Here is a 24443-nt window from a genome sequence, read left to right as displayed (position 1 = left end):
TCAGCCCTTGCCGCCGGTGAACCTCTCGTACTCCTTCAGCACGTCCTCCGTGTTGCCGTCCATGCGGAGCTCCCCCCGCTCGAGCCACAGCACCCGCTCACAGGTGTCCCGGATGGACTTGTTGTTGTGGCTGACGAGGAAGACCGTGCCGGCGTGCTTGCGCAACTCCCGGATCCGGGCCTCGGAGCGCTTCTGGAAGGAGCGATCGCCCGTGGCCAGGGCCTCGTCGATCATGAGCACGTCGTGGTCCTTGGCGGCGGCGATGGAGAAGCGGAGCCGGGCCGCCATGCCGGAGGAGTACGTCCGCATGGGCAGCGTGATGAAGTCGCCCTTCTCGTTGATGCCGGAGAAGTCGACGATCTCCTGGTAACGCTCGCGGACCTGCTCGCGGGACATGCCCATCGCGAGGCCGCCGAGGAAGACGTTGCGCTCGCCGGTCAGGTCGTTCATCAGGGCCGCGTTCACGCCGAGCAGGGAGGGCTGGCCGTTCGTGTAGATGCGGCCGTTCTCCACGGGCAGCAGGCCCGCGACCGCCTTGAGCAGCGTGGACTTGCCCGAGCCGTTCGTGCCGATCAGGCCGATGGCCTCTCCCTTGTACGCGGTGAAGGAGACGCTCTTCACGGCGTGCACCTTGCGGACCCCCGAAGCCTGCTCGGCCTTCTTGCCGCGCAGGATGCGGTTCAGGGCGGCGGTCGCGGAGCCACGGCCCGCGCCGGTGCCGTTGACCCGGTAGACGATGTCGACGCGGTCGGCGATCACGGTGGGGACGCATTCGGCGATGGTGGGGACGCGATCGGCGGTCACGGTGGGGATGCGATCGCCGGTCACGGTGGGGACGCGTTCGTTCCTGGTGTCAGCCACGGCCGTATGTCTCCTCTGCCTTCCAGAAGTAGATGAAGCCGCCGACGCCGGCGACCAGGGCCCAGCCGATCGCGACCGCCCAGACGTGGTGCGGCAGCTGGCTCGCGTGGAAGGTGTCGATCAGCGCGAACCGCATGAGGTCGATGTAGATCGCGGCCGGGTTGCACTCCAGCGCGAGCAGCACGATCTGCGGCAGGTGATGGTTGTCGAGCACGCGGTCGATGCTCCACATGACACCCGAGACATACATCCAGGTGCGCAGCAGGAAGGGCATCAGCTGTGCGATGTCCGGCGTCTTCGCGCCCATCCGGGCCATGACCAGCGCCACGCCCGCGTTGAAGACGAACTGAAGTGCCAGTGCGGGGATGGTCAGGAGCCAGGACGCGCCGACCGGCACGCCGAAGCACAGCAGGATCACGATCAGCGCGGCCATCGAGAACAGCAGCTGCTGGAGCTGTTGCAGGGCGTACGACACCGGCAGCGCGGCCCGCGGGAAGTGCAGCGCGCGGACGAGGCCGAGGCTGCCGGAGATCGCCCGCGTGCCCGCCATGATCGAGCTCTGCGTGAACGTCCACACGAACACGCCGGTGACCAGGAACGGGATGTAGTCGGGCACGCCCCGGCTGGTGCCCATCAGGACGCCGAAGATGAAGTAGTACACCGCGGCGTTCAGCAGCGGGGTCGCCACCTGCCAGACCTGGCCCAGCTTCGCCTGGCTGTACTGGGCGGTGAGCTTGGCCGTGGCGAACGCCGTGATGAAGTGGCGCCGCGCCCACAGCTGGCGGATGTACGCCGGCAGGGACGGGCGGGCGCCGCTCACCGTCAGGCCGTAGCGGGCGGCGAGCGCCGCGGGGTCGTCCTCGGGCGCGGCCGGCGCCTGAGGCGGTGTGTCGAGAACCTGGCTCACATCCGCTGCTTTCGCTCGGGGGTGGGGGTGAGTTCGGGGCGGTGGGGATGTGCGAACCCTTGCTTTACCTGGGGATGGGCTCGACTTTACGTCGGGACGGGACCGTATCGTCGCAACGTGAGCGTAGGCCGATTCGACGTCGGAACGCAACCGTTTCGTCGTAACGGCCTATGCTGTTCCGCATGACGACGAACGCCGACGGGGCCCAGAAGGGGTCGCAACAGCCGCGCCGCAGGGCTCCCGCCGGGGCCGCAGTGCTCCGGGAGGATGTGACGGAAGCCATCCGGGCGGCCGTCTTCGAGGAGCTCGCGGCAGTCGGCTACGCGCGGATGTCCATCGAGGGCATCGCGCGCCGCGCCGGCGTCGGCAAGACCGCGGTCTATCGCCGGTGGCGGTCGAAGCTGCATCTGGTGCTCGACCTGGTGTCGGCGATAGCCGTGCAGGGGCTGCCGGCGCCCGACACCGGCACCCTGGAGGGCGACCTGCGGCTGCTGTACGAGGTCACGGCCCGCGCCCTGCGTCACCCCGTCGCCTCGCAGATCATCCCCGACCTCCAGGCGGAGGCGGCCCGCAATCCGGACATCGCCGAGGCCCTGCAGAAGGCCCTGCGGGAAGGGCAGGAGGGTGTCGCGAGCGGCATCGTCGCGGCGGCCGAGAGGCGTGGTGAGGTCCGCCTGGGCATCGACGACGAACTGGCCCTCGACCTCATCTCCGGCCCGCTGTACTGGCGCTCGGTGGTCATCCGCAGTCCCAAGCTGCCCAAGGGCTACCTGGAGAACCTGGCGCGGGCCACGGCGGTGGCGCTCAAGGCCTTGTAGGGCGTGTGAAGGCCGTGTGGCGGGTCGTGCGGTAGGTCATGTTGTCGCTCGGGCATCGGATCGTTGTCATCCGTCCCTCACACCTCGGGCTCCCGGGGGCGCATACTGGTCTGACGATGACGAAGCCTTCAGCGCCCCGGCGCCATCTGTCCACCAGTCCCTTCAAAGCTCCGGTCGCCCCCGTCGCGAAGCACTTCGCCCTGGGGGACCGGGTTTCGCACGACCAGTTCGGCCTGGGCAGGATCATCGGCGTCGAGGACGGCGTCGCGATGCTCGTCGACTTCGGCTCCCGCCAGGCCCGAATCGTCAGCCCCTACACCCGCATGGACAAACTCTGACAACGCCTTTCAAGGGCGCGTGATGAGCGCTTGCCGCGGCGCGAGAACTGCCTCATACCCGCGGCGAGCGCGGCGCTCCCGCCCCCGGAGCCTTCGGCCTTCCCGAAGCTCCCGGCACCTCGGGTGCCCGCCCGCCCCAGGACAGCCGCTCGGCCAGTTCCACCAGTTCCGGCGCCCGTAGCGTCCGCTCGTCGAACCCCGGCAGCGGTACGTGCAGCGGTTCGACCCACCGCCCCGGTATGCCCTCCACGCCGTACACGGCCCCGGCGAGCCCGCCCGTGACGGCCGCCACGGTGTCGGTGTCCCCGCCCAGATCGACCGCGGCCCGCACGGCGTCCTCGTACGAGCACGTGCTCCGCAACGCCCACACGGCCGAACCGAGACACGGCCACACGGCCCCATTGCTGTTTTTTCTGGGGGACACCCCCAGGCCCCCGGCTGTGGCCCGATCGGGATGCCAGTCCGCCGTCAGCACGGTCGCGTACCGAGCTCGGTGAACCGGATGGACGAGGTTCAGGGAGCCCGGCAACGCCTCCAGAGGGTCGGCACCGGTGCCGTCGCCCGCGAAGTACACCGCGGACGTGCTCGCCCGCATCAACGCCCCGTTCCCCGCCGCTCGCCCGCTGGTCTGGAAGTGCAGTGCGGCGGCGAGGTCCCAGGGATCTCCGCCGCTCAGCACGGCCTCGGTCTGCAGGCCGATGTCCTTGGGCTCGGCGGCCGCCCAGCGCTGGAACCGCCGGAAGACATCCGGGAGTTCGAGCCCGTCGCACTCCAGCAGCGACTCCCCGACCAGCACGGCCATCTGCGTGTCGTCGGTGGCCTCGCCCGGGTCCCAGCCACCGCCACCGCACATCTCGCCGTCGGCGCCCGGCGACGGAAACCGCGCCGCGAACGCCCCGCGCCAGCCTACGAGGCTGACGTCTGTCTACGAGGCTGACCGCTCGCAGGGGCCCCTACGCCTAGCGGCCACCCCGGGGCGCCTCCGGGTGTCGTCGTACCCAGCCCTCCCATGCCGAGGTGATCATGTCGGCGACGTCGTACTTCGCCTTCCAGGCCAGCTCGGTGGCGATGCGGTCCGCCGAGGCCACGACCCGTGCCGGGTCGCCCGGGCGGCGGGGGGTGACCTCCGGGGGCAGGTCGTAGCCCGTGATCCGGTTGATCCGGTCGATCATTTCGCGGACCGAGACGCCTTCCCCACGGCCGATGTTGAGGGTCAGGTCCGTGCCGGGGGAGGAGGCCAGACGGCGGGCCGCGGCCACATGGGCCTCGGCGAGGTCGACCACGTGGATGTAGTCGCGGACGCACGTGCCGTCCGGCGTCGGGTAGTCGTCGCCGAAGATCCGCGGGGGCGCGCCCTCGGTCAGCTTCTCGAAGACCATCGGTACGAGGTTGAAGACCCCTGTGTCGGCCAGCTCGGGCGCCGCCGCGCCCGCCACGTTGAAGTACCGCAGGGAGGCCGTCGAGAGGCCGTGTGCGCGGCCTGTCGCCCGGACCAGCCACTCGCCCGCGAGCTTGGTCTCGCCGTACGGGTTCATGGGGACGCAGGGCGTCTCCTCGGTCACCAGGTCGACATCCGGCATGCCGTACACCGCCGCGGAGGACGAGAACACGAACGATGGCACGGCTGCGGTCGTGACGGCCTGCAGCAGCACCCGCAGGCCCTCGACGTTCTCCCGGTAGTAGTGCAGTGGCAGCTCCATCGACTCGCCCACCTGCTTCTTCGCCGCGAGGTGGACGACTCCGGTGACGGAGTGGTCCGTGAGCGTGCGGGCCACGCGCTCCGCGTCCAGGGTCGAGCCGACGACCAGCGGCACCCCCTCGGGGACGCGCTCGGCGATCCCGGTGGACAAGTCGTCGTACACCACGGCCTGTTCGCCCGCCTCGGTCATCGCACGGACGACGTGCGCCCCGATGTAGCCGGCGCCGCCAGTGATCAGCCAGGTCATGTACGGGCGTCCCCTCGTTGTCGGTGATCGTCGGACACGGATGCCAGTGGTCACGTATCAGTGAAGCAGGCGCTTTCAGTGAAGCAGTGAAGCAGTGATGCGGTGCAGCAGTGAAGCAGGCGTTTCAGTGGAACAGGCGTTTCAGTCGACGTCGTGCCACAGCGGCCATTCCTCGCCAACCGGGCGCGAGCCGCAGTGCCAGCGAGCCCGCGTGGGTCGCGTAAGGCTGGACGAGCAGCACGCCGCGACGGCCGCTCGGCACGGCGGTGCGACGCAGCAGGCCCGGCCCCGCGACCGCGTGCGCCGTGGTCTCGCGGCTCGTGCCGTCGTGGAAGCGCACGCACAGCCTCAGGTCCCAGGTGCCGTCACCGAGGGCCACGAGGTCGACCGGCACCTCGGCCGACCAGGAGCGGGGACGGGAGACGGCCTCCGGGCCGGTCCGGGAGTCGGTCTCGGAGTCGGTCTCGGAGTCGTCGTCCGGCAGGAACGCGGCCGTGAGGCGGAGCCCCGGCCGGCCGTCCTGACGGTTCACGAACTCGACGTCCACGCGGTCCGGCCCCGCGTCCGCCATGCGCCCGTACAGCTCGTGCAGGCGCAGCCGGAGCCGGGTGGCACGCGCGCGGGGCCGCAGTTCCGCGTCGACGGCCACGGGGAGGACGTGCACAGGCCGGAACAGGAGGTGATCCAGGGTCACTTGAGGCAGGTCGGCGGACCAGACCGGCGTACCGTCGGCGGCCTGCGGGTACGGCGGCCGCAGCTGCGCCGGGCGCGCCGCGACCCCCTTGACGCGGTCCAGGTCGCGCGGCTCCTCCGAGGCCATGACGACCTGCGCGATCACCCGTCCGGGCGCGGGGGCGAGCGCGAAGTCGCCCGCGTCGAAAGTGGCGAGGTACGCGCGCGTGAGGGCCCACCACTCGCGCTGGTACTCGGGCCCGCGCTGATCGAGTTCGCGCGCGTACATCCGCAGCGCGTGGTCGAGGAAGTTGGCGCGCGCCGCCCGCGCGAGCCGCTTCCCGCCGGCGTCGAGGAGGATGTCGTACGCCATGCTGTGGGCCGTGATCCTGGCCTGCCAGTTGTCCGTGCCGACACGGTCGAGTGAGATCGACAGCCGTTGGGCGGACCGGCGCACGTGCCAGACGTACACGGTGTCGGGTATCAGAGCCATGCGCGGACCGGCGGCGAGTACGCGCGCGGTGAAGACGAAGTCCTCGTAGGGGAAGTGCCCTTCGGGAAAGCGGATGCCGTGCTCGCGCAGAAAGGCGGTGCGGTACAGCTTGTTGACGCAGAGTGTGTCGTGGACCAGACGGGTGCGCCGCGAGGGGTGGGGGATCAGCCGGGGCTTCCCGTACAGCTCGGGCTGCCAGGGCACCTCGCGGCCCGACGGCAGTTCGCGGCGTATGCACAGGCCCGCCGCGACCTCGGTGTCGCGCCCGACGGCCGCGTCGAGCAGTGCGCTCACGGCGCCGGGCGGCAGTAGGTCGTCGCTGTCCAGGAACATCAGATACGGGGCCGTGGCGGCGGCTGTCCCGTCGTTGCGCGGGCTGCCGCAGCCGCCGCTGTTGACCTTGCGGCGTATGACCTTCAGGCGTGGTTCGTCGAGCGCGAGGCGGTCGAGCAGGTCCGCACTGCCGTCCGTCGAGCAGTCGTCGACGGCGATCACCTCGCGGACCGCGGGACCCTGGGCGAGGGCCGAGCGCACCGCGTCCGTCACGTGTTCCGCGTCGTCGTACCCGATGACCACGACGCAGACCTGTGACTGGTGAGGATGCATGGCTTCCCTGGCTTCCACGGGACTAATGGTAGGTGTTGGGGCGATTTACCGTTAAGTGGTACTTAGTGTCCCGTGTGGAAGATGGAGGGAATTGTGTCGCGGTTCCGTTGCCTCTTGATGGATCTCGGGGCGGATCCCCCGTCATTCGGGGCGGAACCCCGTCAGTCGCCGTCTGGCGTCACGCCTCCGGTGCCGCCCCGTTGAGCGCGGTCTCGTCCAGGGCCGCCTCGTCCAGTGCCGTCGTGAGCTTGTCGAGCCGCGCCCGCAGGTCGCGGATCTCGTCCAGGTCGAAGCCCGTCGCGGCGGCGATGCGGCGCGGCACGGCGAGCGCCCGTTCGCGCAGCGCGCCGCCCTCGTCCGTGAGCCGGACGACGACCGACCGCTCGTCCCGGGCGCTTCGCTCACGCCGTACGTACCCCGCCGCCTCCAGTCGCTTGAGCAGCGGCGACAGTGTCCCGGAGTCGAGCCGCAGAAACTCGCCCACCCGCTTCACGGGCAGTTCGCCCTGCTCCCAGAGCACGAGCATGACCAGGTACTGGGGGTAGGTGAGTCCCAGGTCCTTCAGGACGACGCGGTACACGCCGCCGAAGGCGCGCGACGCGGCGTTCAGGGAGAAGCAGATCTGCCGGTCGAGGCGGAGGAAGTCCTCGTCGCGGAGGGAGTCACGGAGGGCAGGGTCCGGTGGCGTCGTCGTGGTCATGCGTCCAGGATAGCTCCGGTGGGCCATTTAGTTGTGCACAATTGAATTGTGTGCTCTAATCATGGTCGTACGGCGGCGCCCACCAGGCCCACCGATACGACCTTGGTCTTCCGATACGACCTTGATCCTTGATCAATGATGAGAGGGACGGTTCCCATGGACGCGCTCTACACCGCTGTCGCCACCGCCACCCACGGCCGCGAGGGCCGGGCCTACAGCAGCGACGGCCGCCTCGACCTGGAGCTGGCCATGCCTCAGGAGCTCGGTGGCAACGGTCAGGGCACGAACCCGGAGCAGCTCTTCGCCGCCGGCTACTCCGCCTGCTTCGCCAGCGCCCTCGGGCTCGTCGGCCGCCAGGCGAAGGTCGACGTCAGCGACGCGGCGGTGACCGCCGAGGTCGGCATAGGCAAGCAGGGTGAGGGCTTCGCCCTCAAGGTCACGCTGCGTGTAGAGCTGCCGGAGTCCGTCGACGCCGAGACCGGCCGCAAGCTGGTCGACCAGGCCCACCAGGTCTGCCCCTACTCCAACGCCACCCGCGGCAACATCCCGGTCGAGCTCGTCGTCGAGTAACCCGATCTTCGGCCACGAACAACCCCGGTCGTCACCCACGCGTGGCGGGCGTGCCCTTCCACAGCGGGCCCGGCAGCCGTACGTCGGCCGCCGGGCCCCGCGCGCCGATCACCGGTTCCAGCAGCAGCGGCAGCCCCACCACCGGCAGCAGCCACGCCAGCACGAGCAGCCGGTCGCCGATGTGGGGGTCAGGGTGCCCGGCCTGGTTGAGGACACCGCTGAAGGCCGCCGCGAGCAGGAACCCCGCGAAGGCCGGACGCTGCCGCAGCACACCCCACGCGCCCGCGGCCAGCGCCGCGACGAACAGCGGCTGCCGCGACTGCCGACGCAGCCACTCCACCCAGAAGTTGCCCTCCAGCTGCCAGAACTCCGGCCAGGGGCGGGCGCGGTCGGGCCGGGTGTAGTGCTCGGTGAGCAGGTCCTGGAGGCTCTCGGTGGTGGACGGGTAGTGCAGCAGCTCGGCCACCAGCACGGTGGCGAGAGCCGCGGCGGCCGCCACCCACCCGATCACCTGTGGAGCGGCGCGGTCGGACCCCTTGCGCCGCACGGCCGTCACCGCACACGCCGCCGCCAGACACAACCCCAGGAACAGCGCCTGCGAGTGCTTCACCGTGAACAGCAGCACGAGCGCCCCGCCGACCAGCGCGCCCCCGGCCCGCACCCGGCCCCCGACCGCCAGCGCACAACCCCACAGCGCCGCCAGCGTGAGGGCCAGCAGCAGCCCCTCGGACATCGGACGCATGGCGGTCGTACCGCACGGCAGGACGTAGAACAGAGCCTGACCCGTGAGTGCGACAGCCGGTGGTGCGCCCAGCGTGCGCAGGATCAGGAAGGCCAGTACGCCTCCCGCCCCGGCCGCGAGGACGCTCGACAGCCAGATGCCCCAGGTCACCCCGAACGCCGCGACGAAGGGCATCAACAGGGCGGGATACCCGGGCCGCGCCTCGAAGATCCGCCGGAACCGCTCGGACGCGAACGGCCCGGTGTGGCCGCTCGTCTCGCCGGCCCGCAGCCGCCTGTCCACCTCCCGCCACAGCTCGGCCCGGCACTCCTCGGTGACCCGCTGGTCCGGACTGGGCGCGTGGAAACGCGCGACGTCCACGTTCTGCCTGCGGTGCGCGATGTCGGCCCGGCCCGCGCAGACGTAGTCGATGGTGGCGGCCGCCGCCTCGCGCTTTCCGTCGCCGCGCAGGTCAAGGGCGTACGAGAGGTAGTTCTTGGTGTCGGGGGTGTCGCGGCCGTTGACGTTGGCGAGCTGGAGGAGGGCGAAGACGGCGGCCAGTACCAGGACCCAGGTACGCGGCCTCAGGACACGACGCACGGCGACCCTCACGAACCGGGCGCGCCGGCCGTCGGGCCCTGCACCTTGAAGTCGGGGGCGACGATGCTGAAGCGGGGCACTTCGAGGTCAGCTCCTTACGCGTGCGGATGGAAGTAGACGCCCCGCGTCGCCGGCGTAGGGGGCGCCACGCCGAAGGCGCCGCTCCGGTCACCCCTGCCCGGTGCTCCTGGTGGATCACTGTGTGCTGCCCGCCGCACCCGGCGGGGCGAGCCCGGGGCCGCCCCGCCGGGAGAGGCCTCAGCCCCTCGCGCGACGGCGCTTGACCAGCGCCCGCGTGACGATCGGCGGCAGCAGATCCTTGGCGATCCGCCTGGTGCGGCTGCTCCGCCGCGCCGCGGGACTGACCGTGGCGGACCGGGCCGGCACGGGCCGCGAGGATTCCGGGCGCTGGGACCGCGCGGCCGCCGCCGACGCCGGCGCGGTCGAGGCGCCGACGGTCGGCGTCGGAGCCTTGGCGTGCCGGGACACGGGCTGCGCGGGCTCGGTCGCCTTCTTGCCGTCGATACGGATCATCCCGTAGCCCGCGACCTGCTGGACCTCGTGCCACATGTCGGTACGACCCGACAGCCACTCGAGCAGCGCGTCGCGGAGCGGCTCCGGGTCACCCCAGGTGCCGTAGAACTTGGTGCCCGTCACACCGATGGGGCGCAGTCCGAGGGTGGCCACCGCCCCCCAGGTGGCGCAGGCGACGCCCGGGCAGTGCTCGGCGCGGTAGTCGTCGAGCACCACCACGCCGTCCGGCAGCAGGATGTCGCGCACCGCCTCGATGTCCCCGTGCACGTGCTCGTACAGATGCGAGGCGTCGATGTGCGCGAAGCGGCAGCTGTCCTTCTCGACCCGGTCGACGACCGCCGAGGACGGCGCCTGTATGACCTCGGGCAACTTGTCGTGGAACGCCGAGTAGTTGGCCTCGAAGGCCCGCCGGGTCAGCGTCGAGTACGACTTGTTCATCTCTTTGTCGTTGGCGGCGTCCTCGGCGGGCGAGTCGAAGAGGTCGCACACCGTGAAGGCTTCCTCCTCGCGCAGGTAGGAGGCCATGAAAATGGCGCTCTTGCCCATGTAGGCGCCGAGTTCGAGCAGATTGCCGGGCTGCTGGTGATCGAGCTGCCGGGACAGGAACCAGTCGAACAACTGCTGGTCGACAGGACGGAACCAGCCCTTGACCTCCGACAGGGCCTTGGGACGGGGCAGTTCGGTGGTGGCGGTCATGAGTACTCCGTAAAACGGGGACTAATGGATTTCCTGCGCGTGCGTGCGTGGGGGGTTGTGGGGCTTGGGCGGGTTCAGAAACCGTCAACCGTGGGGAAAGGAACGCCGGATGACGAGGCGGAGGCGAGCAGTAAGGTGACCGGATCCTCGGTGGACGAGGAGCCGAGTGGCCGGGGCGGGCTGTCCGCAGCCGACGGCACCGGATGGCGCTCGTCGAGCGGCACCACGGTCGGCAGCCCGGCGGTTTCACCGAGCACGACATGGCGTACGACACGCTCCGCGGCCCGCCCGTCGTCATACGGGCAGAAGCGCTCCCGGAACGCGGCCCTCAGCTGCGCGGAGCGCGAACCCTGCCAGTGGCCGGTCGCGAAGATGTCGATCAGCTCGTCCTCGTTGCGCGCGATGGCGCCCGGCGGGAACGTGTGCAGGTCGATGTAGGTGCCGTGTGCCGCCTCGTACGTCTCCCGGTCGGCCGCGTGGATCACGATCGGCCGGTCGAGGCCGGCGTAGTCGAACATCAGCGACGAGTAGTCGGTGAGCAGCACGTCCGAGGCGAGGCAGAGCGTCTCGATGCTCGGATGCTCCGACACATCGATCAGCCGGCCGGCGCTCTGGGGGGTGAGCGGGGGCCCGTACGTGGGCCGCGTGCGTGTCAGCAGCACGAAGCGCGGGCCGAGTCGGCGCAGCACCCGCTCCAGGTCGAGCGTGCTCCGCTGGGGGCGGCGGTAGGCGCGGTGGGCCGGCGCGTACAGGACGGCGATCTTGCCCTCGGGGATGCCGAGGGTCTCGCGCAGCCGGGCCACATCGACCGAAGTCGCCCGCTGGAACACGTCGTTGCGCGGATTGCCGAACTCGAGCGTCGTGTAGTCGGACGGGAAGGCGCGCTCCCAGACGAGCGTGGAGTGGCGGTTGCCGGACAGGCAGTAGTCCCACTGGTCGGCGCCGCGCAGCAGCTCGGCGAAGTCCGTGTCGTGTGCCGCCGCCGGGTGCTCCCGGAGGTCCAGGCCCATGTGTGTGAGCGGGGTGCCGTGCTGCGTCTGGACCATGATCTGCCTGCGGCGCTTGACCAGTCGGCGGTCGAAGGGGACGTTGCCGACCAGGTACCTGGAGCGGGCGAGCGCCGTCCAGTACGCGGCGGTGTCCGGCCGGAGCTTGCGCGTCGAGGTCGGGACCGTGTGGTGGTGCTCGGGCGCCGCGATCCAGGCGGTGCGGATGCCCGGCGCGTGGGTCCGGAAGGCGTCCTCCAGCGCGCCCGGGTTGCAGCCGTACTCGCGTCCGCCGTGGCTGGAGAACACGGCGCGGTCGGCGCGTACGGGCAGCAGGCGCTGGACCCGGTAGTGCAGCCGGAGCGTGGCGGTCCGGACACCACGGAAAAGTGCCGTACCGAGCGCCGCCGTCCCTCTCCGCACCCGGTCCGCCACCCACAGTGTGCGATAGGCGTGGTGGCTGCCCAGGCGAACGAGCAGGTGCCGCAGCCACTCGCGCGACGGGGCCGGGACGCCGCCCGGCACGTGGTAGCGGCCGTAGTGGGCACGGGACTTGATCAGGAACTCGGGCCGGTCGTCGTGCGACAGCCGGCCGGGTCCTCGGGACACGGCCGAGAGATGGCCGACCATGCGGCGGAACAGGGCCGGGCGCCAGTGCGCCAGTTCGGGATGGTCGTCGAGATGGGTGAAGAGGCGGTCGTACTGGTAGAAGATGTCGAGGCGCGCGCGGCTCTCCGCGCCGGGCATGCTCCCCTGGCGTCGTTGGCGGTTGTGGACGCAGACGCGGTCGAGCGTCGCGATGGTCTCGGAGGCCATCAGAACTGGGTACGTCCAGGCGGTGTCCGGATAGTGACCGGAAGGGAAAGTGAAACCCTCCCGCTTGATGAACTCCCGGCGGTACGCCTTGTTCCATCCCACCGTGCGGATCTTGAGCAGCCCCGGCCGGTCGTCGAGCCGGAATGGCTGCTTGCCCTGTTCGGTGAGCTGCGTGGCCCGGACGTCGCGTACGGTCTCACCGGACCAGAACGTGCGCGCGTGGTCGTAGACCAGGACGTCCGGATCCTCGGTCGCCGCCAGCCGGCCGGCGATCGCCCGCAGCGCGTGCGGGGTGAGCTCGTCGTCGCCGTCCAGGAAGATCAGATAGTCGCCGGTCGCGCGCTCCATCCCGGCGTTGCGGGCCCGTCCGAGACCCATGTTCTCGTTGAGGTGCACGGGCCGTACGCGCGGGTCGCGGGCCGCGAACTCGTCGATGATCGTGCCGCACGCGTCCGGTGAACAGTCGTCGACCGCGATCAACTCGAGGTCGGTGAAGGACTGTTCGAGGACGGACGACAGACATGCGTGCAGGTATGCCTGCACCTTGTATGCGGGGACGATGACACTGAAGCGGGGCAAGGGGCATCCTTCGGGCGGCGCGGGCATACAGCCCGGAACGGCCGAAGGAGTGATGTGGTTACGCCAGTTGTGGCATACGGGGGACGCCCGGAGAGCGGCGAGGGGCGGGCCGGTACCGGCCCGCCCCTCAACTGATGCTCCTGAACTGCTACTTCACCGCCCCCGCCATCACGCCGGACACGAACTGCCGCTGGAAGGCGAAGAACACGGCCAGCGGGATCACCATGGAGATGAAGGCACCGGGCGCCAGGATCTCGATGTTGCCGCCGAACTGCCGTGTCTGCGCCTGCAGTGCGACGGTCAGCGGCTGCGACTGCGAGTCCGAGAACACCAGGGCCACCAGCATGTCGTTCCACACCCACAGGAACTGGAAGATGCCGAGCGAGGCGATGGCCGGCGCGCCGAGCGGCAGGATCACCGTGGCGAACAGCCGGGTCTCGCCCGCCCCGTCCAGTCGCGCCGCCTCCAGGAGTTCCCGGGGAATCTCCGCGAAGAAGTTCCGCAGGAGGAAGATCGCGAACGGCAGGCCGAAGCCCACGTGGAAGAGCACGACACCGATGATGTCGCCGAAGATCCCGAGCGTGCCGAACAGCTCGGACAGCGGGATCAGAGCCACCTGCACCGGTACCACCAGCAGCGCCACCACCAGCACGAACCACCAGTCGCGGCCCTTGAAGTCCATCCAGGCGAACGCGTACCCGGCCATGGCCCCGATGAGCACGACGAGCAGGGTGGCCGGGACGGTGATCCACACGGTGTTGACCAGCGCGCTGGTGACGTCGTCGTTCTCGAACAGCGACGCATAGCTCTCGGTGGTGAGCTGGGCCGGTTTGCTGAAGACCTCCCACCAGCCGCTGGCCGCGATGTCGGTCGGATCGCGGAACGACGACGCGAGCAGCCCCACCGTCGGCGTCACCCAGAGCAGCGCGACCAGGATCAGGAAGACCCGCAGCACTCCGCCTGCCGCGCCGCTGGAGATCCGGGCGGCGATCGAGCGCTCCGGCGGTCCGGCCGGAGACGGTGTCTCTTTCGCGGGCAGGGAAGGAGGTACGGAAGAAGGTACGGAGGGTGCGCTCACCGCTGACGCTCCCTTCGCAGTCGGCGGATGTTGACGAACATCACCGGCAGGACGAGCAGCAGCAGGATGATGCCGAGCGCGCTGCCCAGACCGAAGTTGCCGCCGCCGCCGAACGACGCGTTGTACATCATCAGGGCGAGCACGTTGGCGTCGTCCTGAGTGGGCTGCGGCGCGATGATGTAGACCAGGTCGAAGATCTTCATCACGTTGATCATCAACGTGACGAGGACGACGACCAGGACGGGCGCGAGGAGGGGGACGGTGACCCTTCTGAACACCTGCCATTCGTTGGCCCCGTCCACGCGCGCCGCCTCCAGCAGGTTGCGGTCCACACCCGCCAGACCCGCCGCGATCAGCACCATGGCGAAGCCCGCCCACATCCAGGCGTACGCGCCGATGATGGCCGGTGTCACGAGGGCCGGGCCGAGCCACTCGATGCCGTCGTACGGCGCCGCGAAGTTGGCGGCGGGCAGCCGGAGCTGGGCACCGTCGGCGGACTTCGGGAGCGTGAATGTGCCGTCCGCCCCGGTGGACGCGCTCGCGACCACCTTTCCGTCCCGTACGGCCTCGACCTTGATGCCCTTCAAGGCCTTCTCGCCCGCGTCGACGGCGCCCTTCTCACCGCCGCCGCCCAGCTTGAAGTCCAGCCACACGGTGCCGGAGACGCGGCCGGCCTCGGCCGTCGGCGCCTTGGCGTCCGCCGGATCGCCGGGCAGCTTGTTCGGCGCGATGCCGACCAGCGGCAGCGACGCGGGGGTGCCCGCGCTGACCGTGCCCTTCGAGGTGAAGGCGCCGCCTCCGGACGCCTTGAGGTCACTCACCTGGGAGGGGCGGGCGCCCGGATAGACGGACGAGTCGGCGAAGGTGTCGTGGACCCCCACCACCACGGCGTTGGCCACACCCTGGTCCGGGTTCTGCTCGTACACCAGACGGAAGATGATGCCCGCCGCCAGCATCGAGATCGCCATCGGCATGAAGACGATCAGCTTGAACGCCGTGCCCCACCGCACCCGTTCGGTCAGCACGGCGAAGATCAGGCCGAGCGCCGTGACCAGGGCCGGCGCGACCGCCACCCAGATCGCGGTGTTCTTGACGGCGGTGAGGGTGGCGTCGTTGGTGAAGACCTCGCCGTAGTTCTCCAGGCCGACGAAACCGGAGCCGTCCGCGTCGTACAGGCTCCGCCACGCCGAGTACCCGATCGGGTAGACCACGAGCGCACCGAGCAGCACCAGCGCGGGCAGCAGGAAAAGGCCTGCCACCCAGGGCCGGGTACCCATCACGCTCTTACGTTTTCCGGCGGGGGGCACCGGACCGGCCGGGCCCCCCGCCCTTGCCGCCTGCGACGACATGGCCTGCCGTCAGTCCTTGTAGGCGGCGGCCGCGGAGGTCTCGAGCGCCTTCTGCGCGCCCGCGACGTCCGAGGGGTTCTTCAGGAAGTCCTGCAGCCCCTTCCACTCGCCCTGGCCCTGTGTGCCGCCGAACGCCGCCGGGGCCTGGTCGGACATGTCGAAGCGGAAGTCGTCGCCCGCGGCGAGCAGCGCCTTGGCGATGTCCCGGGCCACGTCGTCCTTGTACGTCTTGAGGTCCATCTCCTTGTTGGGGGAGATGAAGCCACCCTGCGCCGCCCAGATCTCGGCCGCGTCGGTCGAGGCGAGGAAGGCCAGCAGGGCCTGCGAGCCCTTGTCGTCCTTCAGGGCCACGGCCGCGTCACCGCCGCTGACCACCGGCGATTTGTCACCGACCGCCGGGAAGGGGAAGACCTTGGCGTCCGTGCCGATCTTGGCCTTCGTGTCGGCGTTGATGTTCGCCGCGACGAAGTCGCCCTCGAAGACCATCGCGGCCGGGGTGTCGCCGGTGAACGTCTGCGTGACGGACTTCGGGAACTCCGCCTGCAGCGCGCCCTTGGTGCCGCCGGCGAGAAGTTCGTCCTTGCCCCACAGCCCGGCGAGGGTGGTCAGGGCTTCCTTGACGGAGGGGTCCGTCCACTTGATCTTGTGCGCGGCCAGCTGGTCGTACTTCTCCGGACCCGCCTGCGAGAGGTAGATGTTCTCGAACCAGTCGGTGAGGGTCCAGCCGTCCGCGCCGCCGACGGACACCGCGGGTGAACCGGCGTCGGACAGCGTCTGAGCCGTCTGGACGAAATCGTCCCAGGTCTTCGGTTCCTCGGTGATCCCCGCGGCCTCGAAGGCCGCGGTGTTGTACCAGACCAGGGACTTGTTGGCGGCCTTCGCGTACACGCCGTACTGCTTGCCCTTGTAGGCGCCCAGGTCCTTCCAGCCCGCCGAGAAGTTCTTGTCGAGCTGCGCCTGCGCCTCGCTGCTCAGCGGCTTGACCCAGCCCTTTTCGGCGAACTGGTGTAACACGCCGACCTGCGGCAGGAACGCCACGTTCGGCGGCTTGCCGCCCTGGATCTTCGTGCCCAGGAAAGTGGAGGTGTTGTTGCCGGTCGGCACGAAGCTGACCTCGGCGCCGGTGCGTTTCTCGAACTCGTCCAGCACCTTGGTGAAGTTTTCCTGCTCGGGGCCGGTCCAGACGGCCGCGACCTCCAGTTTCTGACCGTCGAGCTTGGGGAGTTGAACGGTGGGGGCCTTGCTGGTCGCGCCGCCGTCGCTTCCCTTGTTGTCTTTGCTGTCGCCATCGCCGTCGCCGCCGCATGCGGTGAGCGTGAGCGCCATCGCCCCCGCGACGACGGCGGCCGCGGCCTTCGCGGCCCTGCTTTTCCCGTGCGGCCTACGTATACGAAATGTGCTGCGCATGACTTGCCCCGTTCTTCGTCGAACGTACGAGCGCTGTCCCGTGCGCTCTTGGTGTACGCCCCACGGGTTGGCGGCGGCAAGAGCGCCTGCGCTGTCAAGGGGGTGATCGTGACCGCGTCGTGACGTGGAGTCATGCTGAAGCCGCGTCAGGATGCGCCAGGAACACGCGACTTGCGCGGAACGGGCCCTCAGAGCAGTGACGGCACCTCCGTGGCCGACACGGAGCGGGCGGCTCGCTCCAGGGCGCTGGCGAGGAGAGCGAGGTCCGTCGGCCCGTTGCCCAGTTCGCGTACGGGACGGCGGGTGGGCGGGTCGCCCATGCGGTCCCATTCCAGGGGGACGACCGTGGGACGCACGGTGGCCGTACGCGGGATACGACCCGTGACTCGGCCTCCCTGGAAGGGAGTTGCCGGGCCCTGGGCGCGGGCGGCGGCATCGGCACCGTGACCGGTGCGGGTGAGGCGTCCACGGCCGGGCGCGGGCTCCTCGGGGCCGGACGAGGGCGCTTCGAGCACGACCCGCAGCGTGGCCCGCCGGGCCAGCTCCGTATCGGCCGTACGGGCTCCGCCCGCGGTGGCGGCGACCAGATGCACCCCGAGCCGCTCACCGTCCCGCGCCACGGCCTCCAGCGCCCGTACGACGGATCCGGCGGCCGGGCGTCCCGGCGAGCCCAGCGCGGGGGAGAGCAACGCGTCCAGATCGTCGACGACCACGACGAGCCTGGGGAGCGGCGGCCCCGCGTCCGCCGTCCGCTTCCGCTCGGCGGCGGGGCGCAGGCGGAGGGTGGCGCTCGGGGGCGCGTCGAGGTCGGCGGCGCCGGGGGCAGAGGTGGCGCTGTCAGCGGCGGAACCCTTCGCGCCCTTCGCCCCCTTCGAGCCGTTCGAAGCCTTCGCCGAGCGCTGTCCCACGAGGCTGCCGGACAGCTGCTGCCGTGTGTGCCATTCGGCGAAGTCGAGGCGGCCGAGGAGCTCGGTGCGGCGCTTCAGCTCGGCGGCGAGGGACTGGGCGAACTCCCGCATAAGAACCGGGTCGTGGGCCGCGAGGTGCGTGGTGACATGGGGCAGGTCGGTGCAGACCCGCAGCCCGTCCCCGCGCGCGGCGGCGCCGCCTCCGGTGCTGTCCCGCCCGTCGACGAGCACGATCCCCAGCCGGTCGGGTCGCTCCGCGGCGGCGAGCGACGCGGCGACGGAGCGCAGCAGCTCCGTACGCCCGCTGCCCGAGGGCCCTTCGATCAGCAGATGCGGCCCCTCGCCCGCGAGGTCCACGCAGGCGGGCCCGCGCGGCCCGGCACCGAGCACGGCGACCGCGCGCCCGCCGAGCACCTGTGTGTCGTCGGCCGCGTCCGCCCAGCGGGCCATCAGCGAGGCCGGTGTGGCGCGCGCCAGGCCCAACTCGTCGAGCAGCCGCGCCGCTTGAGGCAGCGGCGCGGACACACGCGCGTGCCCCTCACCGGGCAAGCCGTCCGTGCGCAGGGGAGCCAGCGCCCGCGCGAACCGCTCGGCCCAGGCCATGGACACCGCGTCGAGGGTGGCCACGGTGCCGTGACCGACGGGGCCGGCTGGGCCGGTGGGGCCAGTGGGACCGTCCCGCGTCACGCGCGCCGTCCGTGCCACTCGCATCAGCCGCAGCGCCGTGGCCACATCCCCGCTGAGCAGAGCGACGGCCCCGCAGTCCCGGAACGCCGACGATGCCGCGCAGGCCGCCTCGTACGTCTCCGTCACCGGTGAGGCGGGCGACGCGGCGGCCGTCTCGGCGAGACACACGACGTGAATCCCGGCCCGCGGCCCCTCGACCGCCAGCCGCGACACGGCCTCCCGCACCGTGGCGGGCCCGGGATCCCCGTCCACCACGACCACGGTGAACGGGCCCGTCCACTCGGTCTCGCCCGGCTCGTCGTCCCGCGCCCAGGAAGGCCGGCGATCCCGCCCACGAGCAGCGGGGCTGCCCGCAGCGAGTTCGCCCTCGGCCGACACGCTGCCGATCGAGATTCCCAGGTGGGTGGAGGAGGAGCTGTCGTGGCCGGCGGCATACACCCGGGACCCGTGGCCGTCGGCATGGTCGAGCTCGCCCGAGTTGTGGTGGCTCGGGTGGGCGCCTTCGGCGGGCCCACCGGAACTTGGCCCGTCGTGGTCGTCCGACGGGTGCCCCGGGCGGTCGTTGTCGGCGTGGCCGCCATGGTCGGCGGGGGCGCCAGGTAGATCGTTTGTGGCGTTGCCGCCGTTGCCGTTGCCGTTGCCCTTGCCGTGGCCGTTGTCGATGTAGTCGCGCTGCTCGCCGCTGCGTTGCGCACCGGCGGTGGTCGTAGCGGACAGGTGGCCCGTGCCGTCGCCGTCTCCGTCGCCGTGAGCATGCCGGCCATTGGCGTGCCGGGTCGGGCCGGTGGGTGCTGCGGAGCGGGCCCGGTCGCGGTCGTCCGACGGGTGTCCCGGGTGGGCGTTGTCGGCGGTCCGCCGGGGGCGGTGGTTCGCGCTGTCGCTGTTTTCGTCGCCGCGGTGGTCACCTGTGTGCTGGGCCGGGCCGGTGGCCTGGTCGGTGGGCGCTGCGGAGTCGGTGCCCGCGTGGGCGGATGTCTCCGGGCCGGTACTCGTCGCGTCGGCGCCGGTGGTGTCCGGTGAGGTGGCGCCGGGGCGGGGCTCGCGCCCTGCCGTCGTGGTCCCGGGGTATGAGGCCCGCCCGGTGGTCCGACGGCCCGCATCGGTCAGGTGGTCCTCCAGCCGGCGGACCAGTTCCTCCGTGCGGGCCGCGGCCTGTTCGCGGTCGTAGGCGAGGAGGAGGCGGCAGTCCTGGCCGTGGGCGGGGCGCAGGTGCGGGAGCCAGCCGAGCCAGGACCACTCGGCGATGCGCTCCTCCACGGAGCGCGAGCGGTCCGTGCTGATCAGAACGATCTCCAGCCCGTCGGGAGAGTGCAGCGCGGCGAGCTGCGCCACCACGGCGCGGGCGAGCCCGGAGAGACGGGGCCGCGGCCCGGCCAGACCCAGCGCTCCGACCTCCCGCAATCCCGCGGTCACCGGCACCGCGGGCAGCAGTCCCGTCCCGTCGGGCGCACTGCGGTCCGCCGTACCGAGCCGCACGGTGAGCGTCTCCGGGTGCCCAGGAGCTCGCTCCCACAGCCGCGGGCCCGGTCCGAGCGCGGCCAGCAGGAGCGCGGCCGGGTCGGGCCACCGCTCCGGCTCCCGTGCGGCCGCCGCGAGGGGCTCGGTGAACGGCGCCTCGTGCTCGGCCCCCTCGCCCCTCGCGTCGTGGCTCTCGGACTCCGTCGCCCCGGACTGCTCGCCGCGGGCGCCCGCGAGCCGCCGGGCCCAGGCCGAGAGCCCGCCGCGCCTGCGCGGCAGTCGCGGCGCTGTCGTGCCCCTGGTCGGGGTGTCCTTCCTGGTGCCCCCGTCCATCCGGTCCGTAGCGCCCGTCCCGGTGCTCTCGATCTCGGGCGCCCCGCCCTGGCCGGGTACCACGGGCGGTTCCACGGAGCCGTGCCCATGTGTCCCGGGCGTGCTGTCTTCCGCGGCTCCCCACCCCGCCGTGCCGTAGCCGTGGTGAGTGGTGCCGGGCGGTGAAGAGGCGGACGAGGCAGGAGAAGCGGGAGAAGCGGGAGAAGCGGGAGAAGCGGGAGAAGCGGGAGAAGCGGGAGAGGCGGGAGTGCCAGGGGTGCGGGACGCCTCCCCGGGTGCCCTTAAGGAGGCCGGGCCGCCCCCACCGCTCCCCTCGCGGGCATGCGGCAGCACCCGTACATGCCCCTCCCCGTCCGCCGCCGTCTCCCGTATGGCCGTCGCGTCCCCCGCGCGCGTGAGTCGCAGCGTCGACTCGCCGACGCGCAGCAGCGCCCCCGGAGCCAAGCGCACCGGGTGCTCGCGCACCCGCGCGCCGTCCAGCGTCGTGCCGTTCGTGGAGCCGAGGTCCGCGACGGACACCCGGCCGTCCGCGGCGACGGTCACGGCGCAGTGGAGGCGAGAGACGTCCGGGTCGTCCAGGGGAACGTCGGCGTCGGCGGAGCGGCCGATGTCGATACGGCCGCCGTGCAGCAGGTGGACGCCGCCCGCGTCGGGCCCGGTGACGACATGGAGCCGGGCCGCGGCCGCGTCGACCTCGGGGCCGGGCTCCGCCGGGGAGCCGACGGACAGCACGGCGCCGTCGATCAGCGGCGGCTCACCGAGCGTGCAGCGCTGCGCGTCGAGCCGCTCCGCTCCCGCGTACAGCACACCGGGCCCCTCGCCCCCGATCGCCGAGACGAGTCCGGAGGCCACCGCGGCGAGCGCGGTCCCGGCGGGCGCCGTCACCAGCACGTCGCAGGACGCGGCGCGCCCCTCGGGGCGCGTCCCCAGCGGGTCTACGACGGTCAGCCGGATCTGCATCGCCGTCAGCGGTCCCTTCTGCGCGGGCGCCCGCGACGAGGCTGCGCTGCGATCCCCACCGCAGACCCCCCACCTCAGTCGGGCACGTCGGCCAGTACTGGAGGCATCCTCGCACCTGCCACTGACAACCCGCCCCTCACCCACCGGCAAGTGATCTTGATTGGTCGGCTCTGCCCGCAAAAGTGCCTGACCGGTGCCCGGTTGAGATCGGTCACGTCGAGGTCCGGCAACCAACCGACCGGGGGTGAGCGTCTTTGCCTGAAACGGACGTGAACGTCCCACGTAATCCACAGGACGGCGAAAGCCCGGTGCCAGGTTCGGCGGCACTACAGTGGGTCGGAACACCCGTAGCAACGGTGGAGACCAGCCAAGCAAGCAGCAGGGAGCGCATGACGTGCGGCCGGTAGGGAGCAAGTACCTCCTTGAGGAGCCGCTGGGGCGCGGCGCCACAGGCACCGTCTGGCGGGCCCGCCAGAGGGAGACCGCGGGGGCCGAAGCGGCTGTGCCCGGCCAGCCCGGCGAGACCGTGGCGATCAAGGTCCTCAAGGAAGAGCTCGCCAACGACGCGGACGTCGTGATGCGGTTCCTGCGCGAGCGGTCCGTCCTGCTCCGCCTCACGCACCCGAACATCGTCCGGGTGCGCGACCTCGTCGTCGAAGGCGACCTTCTAGCGCTCGTCATGGACCTGGTCGAAGGCCCTGACCTGCACCGGTACCTGCGGGAGAATGGGCCCTTCTCGCCCGTCGCCGCCGCCCTCCTCACCGCCCAGGTCGCCGACGCGCTCGCCGCCAGCCACACCGACGGCGTCGTGCACCGCGACCTGAAGCCCGCGAACGTCCTGCTCAAGCAGGACGGCGGCCAGATGCACCCGATGCTGACGGACTTCGGTATCGCCCGGCTCGCCGACTCTCCCGGCCTGACCCGCACCCACGAGTTCGTCGGCACGCCCGCGTACATCGCACCCGAGTCCGCCGAGGGCCGCCCGCAGACCTCCGCCGTCGACGTCTACGGCGCCGGAATCATGATGTACGAGCTGGTCACCGGCCGTCCGCCCTTCGGCGGCGGCTCTGCCCTGGAGGTGCTCCACCAGCACCTCAGCGCCGAACCGCGCCGTCCCTCCACGATCCCCGACCCCCTGTGGACGGTCATCGAGCGCTGCCTGCGCAAGAACCCGGACGAACGGCCCAGCGCCGAGAACCTCGCGCGCGGCCTCCGTACGGTCGCCGAGGGCGTCGGCGTGCACGCGAGCGCCGCGCAGATCGCCGCCGCCGAGGGCGTGGGCGCGCTGCTCGTACCGGACCCGGCGCCCGCCGCCGTCCCCGGCGATGCCGGTGCCGCCGACCCCACGCAGGTGCTGCCGCACGGCGCCGGTTCGTACGACCCGAACGGCGCGACCAGTGTCCTGCCGCACACCGGTGACGCCGAACCCACCTCCGTACTGCCTCGCCGTGGTGCCTCCGATCCCACCTCGGTGATGCCGCAGCAGCCGCCGCAGCAGCCGCCGCCCGGGGGGCCGGAGGACCCGCACCCCTGGCAGAACCAGCTGCGCGCGGCCCGCGACCGCAATGAGCAGACGCAGGTCCAGTCGTATCTCGACCCGAACGAGGATCCGCTGCGGCGGCGTCCGCAGCGGCAGGTCGCGCGGCCGCAGCAGCCGCAGCAGCAGCCGCGACAGCGGGCTCCGCAGCGGCCCCAGCCTCAGCAGTACGCGCCTCAGCCGCAGCAGCCCCAGCAGCCGCAGCGGTACGCTCCGCCGCCGCAGCCCCAGCAGCCCTCCTCGCGTCCGCCTCGCGAGCCCAGGCCGCCGCGCGAGCCGCGGCAGCGCAGCGCCAACCCGATGAAGATCCCCGGGCTGGGGTGCCTCAAGGGATGCCTGTTCACGATCGTCATACTGTTCGTGGCCGGGTGGCTGATCTGGGAGTTCAGCCCACTTCAGGAGTGGATCGGAACGACCAAGGGGTACTGGGACCAGCTGTCGGACTGGTTCAGCACGGTGTCCGGGTGGATCGGGAAGCTGGGTGAGGGCTCGGGTTCCGGGTCCAGGCTCGGCCTGTAGTCCGTTTACTCTTCCTTGCCGCCGCTTGCTCCCGCTTACACCCGCTTGCTCCCGGCTTGTCCCGGCTTGCTCTCCCTTGTTCCTTCTCGCTCGATCTCGCTCCGTCAAATCCCCAGAACCGCAGTGCGGTTCTGGGGATTTGTCGACACCTGGCGGGTGATTTCTGTCTCCGGAGTGAAGCTTGGGTCTGCGGGCGCGTAGCTTTAGCGACAACACGCGTCCGTAGGAGCAGTCTTGGCACGGAAGATCGGCAGCCGGTACACCGCGCACCAGATTCTGGGGCGGGGCAGCGCCGGCACGGTGTGGCTGGGCGAGGGGCCGGAAGGGCCCGTCGCCATCAAGCTGTTGCGTGAGGACCTCGCGTCCGACCAGGAGCTCGTCGGGCGTTTCGTGCAGGAGCGTACGGCGTTGCTGGGTCTCGACCATCCGCACGTCGTCGGCGTGCGCGACCTCGTCGTCGACGGCAACGACCTCGCGCTGGTCATGGACCTCGTACGCGGTACCGATCTGCGGACGCGGCTCGACCGTGAGCGGCGGATGGCCCCCGAGGCCGCGGTCGCGATCGTCGCCGATGTCGCGGACGGACTCGCGGCCGCGCACGCGGCGGGTGTCGTCCACAGGGATGTGAAGCCCGAGAACGTGCTGCTGGACATGCAGGGTCCGCTCGGGCCCGGCGGGGCGCATCCGGCGCTGCTGACGGACTTCGGAGTGGCGAAGCTCATCGACTCGCCGCGGCGGACTCGGGCGACGAAGATCATCGGTACGCCGGACTACTTGGCGCCCGAGATCATCGAAGGGCTGCCTCCTCGGGCCGCCGTCGACATCTACGCGCTCGCGACCGTGCTGTACGAGCTGCTGGCGGGCTTCACGCCGTTCGGTGGCGGTCATCCGGGGGCGGTGCTGCGTCGGCATGTCACGGAGACGGTGGTTCCGCTTCCTGGCATCCCCGAGGAGCTGTGGCAGCTGATCGTGCAGTGTCTGGCCAAGGCGCCGGCGTCGCGGTTGCGGGCGTCCGAGCTGGGGGCGCGCTTGCGGGAGCAGCTGCCGGTGCTGGCGGGGATGCCGCCGCTGGATGTGGACGAGCCGGAGTCGGAGTCGGAGGCGGCGTACGAGGCGGCGTCGCCGCCGGAGTCGGAGGCTGCGGGGGTTTCGGGCGCTCCGGGTGAGAGCGAGCGTGAGCGTGGGCGGGTGAGGCGGGGGGCCGTGCCGCTGGTGCGGGGGGCTGCGCCCGACTCGAACCGGGACACGCACACGAGCATGCGCGTCCCGGCACCGGACGAGCTGGCCGGCGGCGCTCGCGGCACGGCCCGCGCGCCGCGTGCCTCCGGCGCACCGCGGCCGGGCTCGGCCCGGCACCGTGCCAT

Annotated in this window: 17 protein-coding genes and 1 pseudogene; 5 read left to right on the top strand and 13 right to left on the bottom strand. The window is 71.4% G+C overall.

Annotated elements, in window-relative coordinates:
* On the bottom strand, positions 1 to 828 hold the full coding sequence (locus FE633_RS42550) for an ABC transporter ATP-binding protein (RefSeq protein ID WP_425473311.1): 828 nt from the start codon (positions 826 to 828) through the stop codon (positions 1 to 3).
* 25 nt (positions 829 to 853) lie between these two features.
* The gene (locus FE633_RS42545; protein WP_138050531.1) at positions 854 to 1768 is read right to left on the bottom strand and encodes an ABC transporter permease; all 915 of its coding nucleotides are present in this window, start codon (positions 1766 to 1768) and stop codon (positions 854 to 856) included.
* Positions 1769 to 1950: 182 nt separating this feature from the next.
* Between FE633_RS42545 and FE633_RS42540 the strand changes: the two genes are divergently transcribed.
* Both FE633_RS42540 and FE633_RS42535 read left to right on the top strand, forming a co-directional pair.
* Positions 1951 to 2586, top strand: coding sequence for a TetR/AcrR family transcriptional regulator (locus FE633_RS42540; protein WP_425473308.1), 636 nt, complete (start codon positions 1951 to 1953; stop codon positions 2584 to 2586).
* A 116-nt stretch (positions 2587 to 2702) separates the two neighbouring features.
* On the top strand, positions 2703 to 2924 hold the full coding sequence (locus FE633_RS42535; protein ID WP_119104851.1) for a hypothetical protein: 222 nt from the start codon (positions 2703 to 2705) through the stop codon (positions 2922 to 2924).
* Positions 2925 to 2976: 52 nt separating this feature from the next.
* Here the strand turns inward: FE633_RS42535 and FE633_RS42530 are convergent.
* The 4 genes and pseudogenes from FE633_RS42530 to FE633_RS42515 all read right to left on the bottom strand — a co-directional run.
* Positions 2977 to 3831: pseudogene (locus FE633_RS42530) on the bottom strand (ADP-ribosylglycohydrolase family protein); the annotation flags it as partial.
* Between the two features lie 52 nt (positions 3832 to 3883).
* Entirely contained in the window at positions 3884 to 4870 is a 987-nt protein-coding gene (galE, locus tag FE633_RS42525) for a UDP-glucose 4-epimerase GalE (protein WP_138050528.1), read from the bottom strand.
* 124 nt (positions 4871 to 4994) lie between these two features.
* Positions 4995 to 6641 carry a glycosyltransferase family 2 protein gene (locus FE633_RS42520; RefSeq protein WP_138050536.1) on the bottom strand — a complete coding sequence of 549 codons (1647 nt, stop codon included), beginning with the start codon at positions 6639 to 6641 and terminating at the stop codon, positions 4995 to 4997.
* Between the two features lie 178 nt (positions 6642 to 6819).
* On the bottom strand, positions 6820 to 7341 hold the full coding sequence (locus FE633_RS42515) for a MarR family winged helix-turn-helix transcriptional regulator (protein ID WP_138050527.1): 522 nt from the start codon (positions 7339 to 7341) through the stop codon (positions 6820 to 6822).
* Between the two features lie 156 nt (positions 7342 to 7497).
* Here FE633_RS42515 and FE633_RS42510 point away from each other — a divergent pair, with 156 nt between their 5' ends.
* A complete protein-coding gene (locus tag FE633_RS42510; protein ID WP_119104847.1) occupies positions 7498 to 7911 on the top strand; it encodes an organic hydroperoxide resistance protein in 414 nt (137 codons plus the stop codon).
* A gap of 31 nt (positions 7912 to 7942) precedes the next feature.
* On the opposite strand, the gene FE633_RS42505 is transcribed toward FE633_RS42510, so the two are convergent.
* The 7 genes from FE633_RS42505 to FE633_RS42475 form a co-directional block, all read right to left on the bottom strand.
* Positions 7943 to 9220 (bottom strand): hypothetical protein, encoded by a 1278-nt coding sequence (locus FE633_RS42505; RefSeq protein WP_138050535.1) that lies wholly within the window; start codon positions 9218 to 9220, stop codon positions 7943 to 7945.
* 270 nt (positions 9221 to 9490) lie between these two features.
* Positions 9491 to 10462 carry a class I SAM-dependent methyltransferase gene (locus tag FE633_RS42500; protein WP_138050526.1) on the bottom strand — a complete coding sequence of 324 codons (972 nt, stop codon included), beginning with the start codon at positions 10460 to 10462 and terminating at the stop codon, positions 9491 to 9493.
* A gap of 74 nt (positions 10463 to 10536) precedes the next feature.
* The gene (locus FE633_RS42495; protein ID WP_138050525.1) at positions 10537 to 12843 is read right to left on the bottom strand and encodes a bifunctional glycosyltransferase/CDP-glycerol:glycerophosphate glycerophosphotransferase; all 2307 of its coding nucleotides are present in this window, start codon (positions 12841 to 12843) and stop codon (positions 10537 to 10539) included.
* Positions 12844 to 12991: 148 nt separating this feature from the next.
* The gene (locus tag FE633_RS42490; protein ID WP_138050534.1) at positions 12992 to 13882 is read right to left on the bottom strand and encodes a carbohydrate ABC transporter permease; all 891 of its coding nucleotides are present in this window, start codon (positions 13880 to 13882) and stop codon (positions 12992 to 12994) included.
* A gap of 35 nt (positions 13883 to 13917) precedes the next feature.
* Entirely contained in the window at positions 13918 to 15198 is a 1281-nt protein-coding gene (locus FE633_RS42485) for a carbohydrate ABC transporter permease (RefSeq protein ID WP_425473310.1), read from the bottom strand.
* Between the two features lie 81 nt (positions 15199 to 15279).
* Complete coding sequence (locus FE633_RS42480; protein ID WP_138050523.1) at positions 15280 to 16677, bottom strand: ABC transporter substrate-binding protein; 1398 nt, start codon at positions 16675 to 16677, stop codon at positions 15280 to 15282.
* Between the two features lie 188 nt (positions 16678 to 16865).
* Positions 16866 to 21023, bottom strand: coding sequence for an FHA domain-containing protein (locus FE633_RS42475; protein WP_138050522.1), 4158 nt, complete (start codon positions 21021 to 21023; stop codon positions 16866 to 16868).
* Positions 21024 to 21417: 394 nt separating this feature from the next.
* Between FE633_RS42475 and FE633_RS42470 the strand changes: the two genes are divergently transcribed.
* Positions 21418 to 23079, top strand: coding sequence for a serine/threonine-protein kinase (locus tag FE633_RS42470; RefSeq protein ID WP_138050521.1), 1662 nt, complete (start codon positions 21418 to 21420; stop codon positions 23077 to 23079).
* A 234-nt stretch (positions 23080 to 23313) separates the two neighbouring features.
* Positions 23314 to 24443 (top strand): serine/threonine-protein kinase (locus tag FE633_RS42465; RefSeq protein ID WP_138050520.1); only part of this gene is annotated, 1130 nt, incomplete at its 3' end.

It is taken from the genome of Streptomyces montanus, assembly GCF_005786655.1.
Taxonomy (GTDB): domain Bacteria; phylum Actinomycetota; class Actinomycetes; order Streptomycetales; family Streptomycetaceae; genus Streptomyces; species Streptomyces sporangiiformans.
Note: the sequence above shows the minus strand (reverse complement) of the source record. Positions and strands in the feature narration are given on the sequence as shown.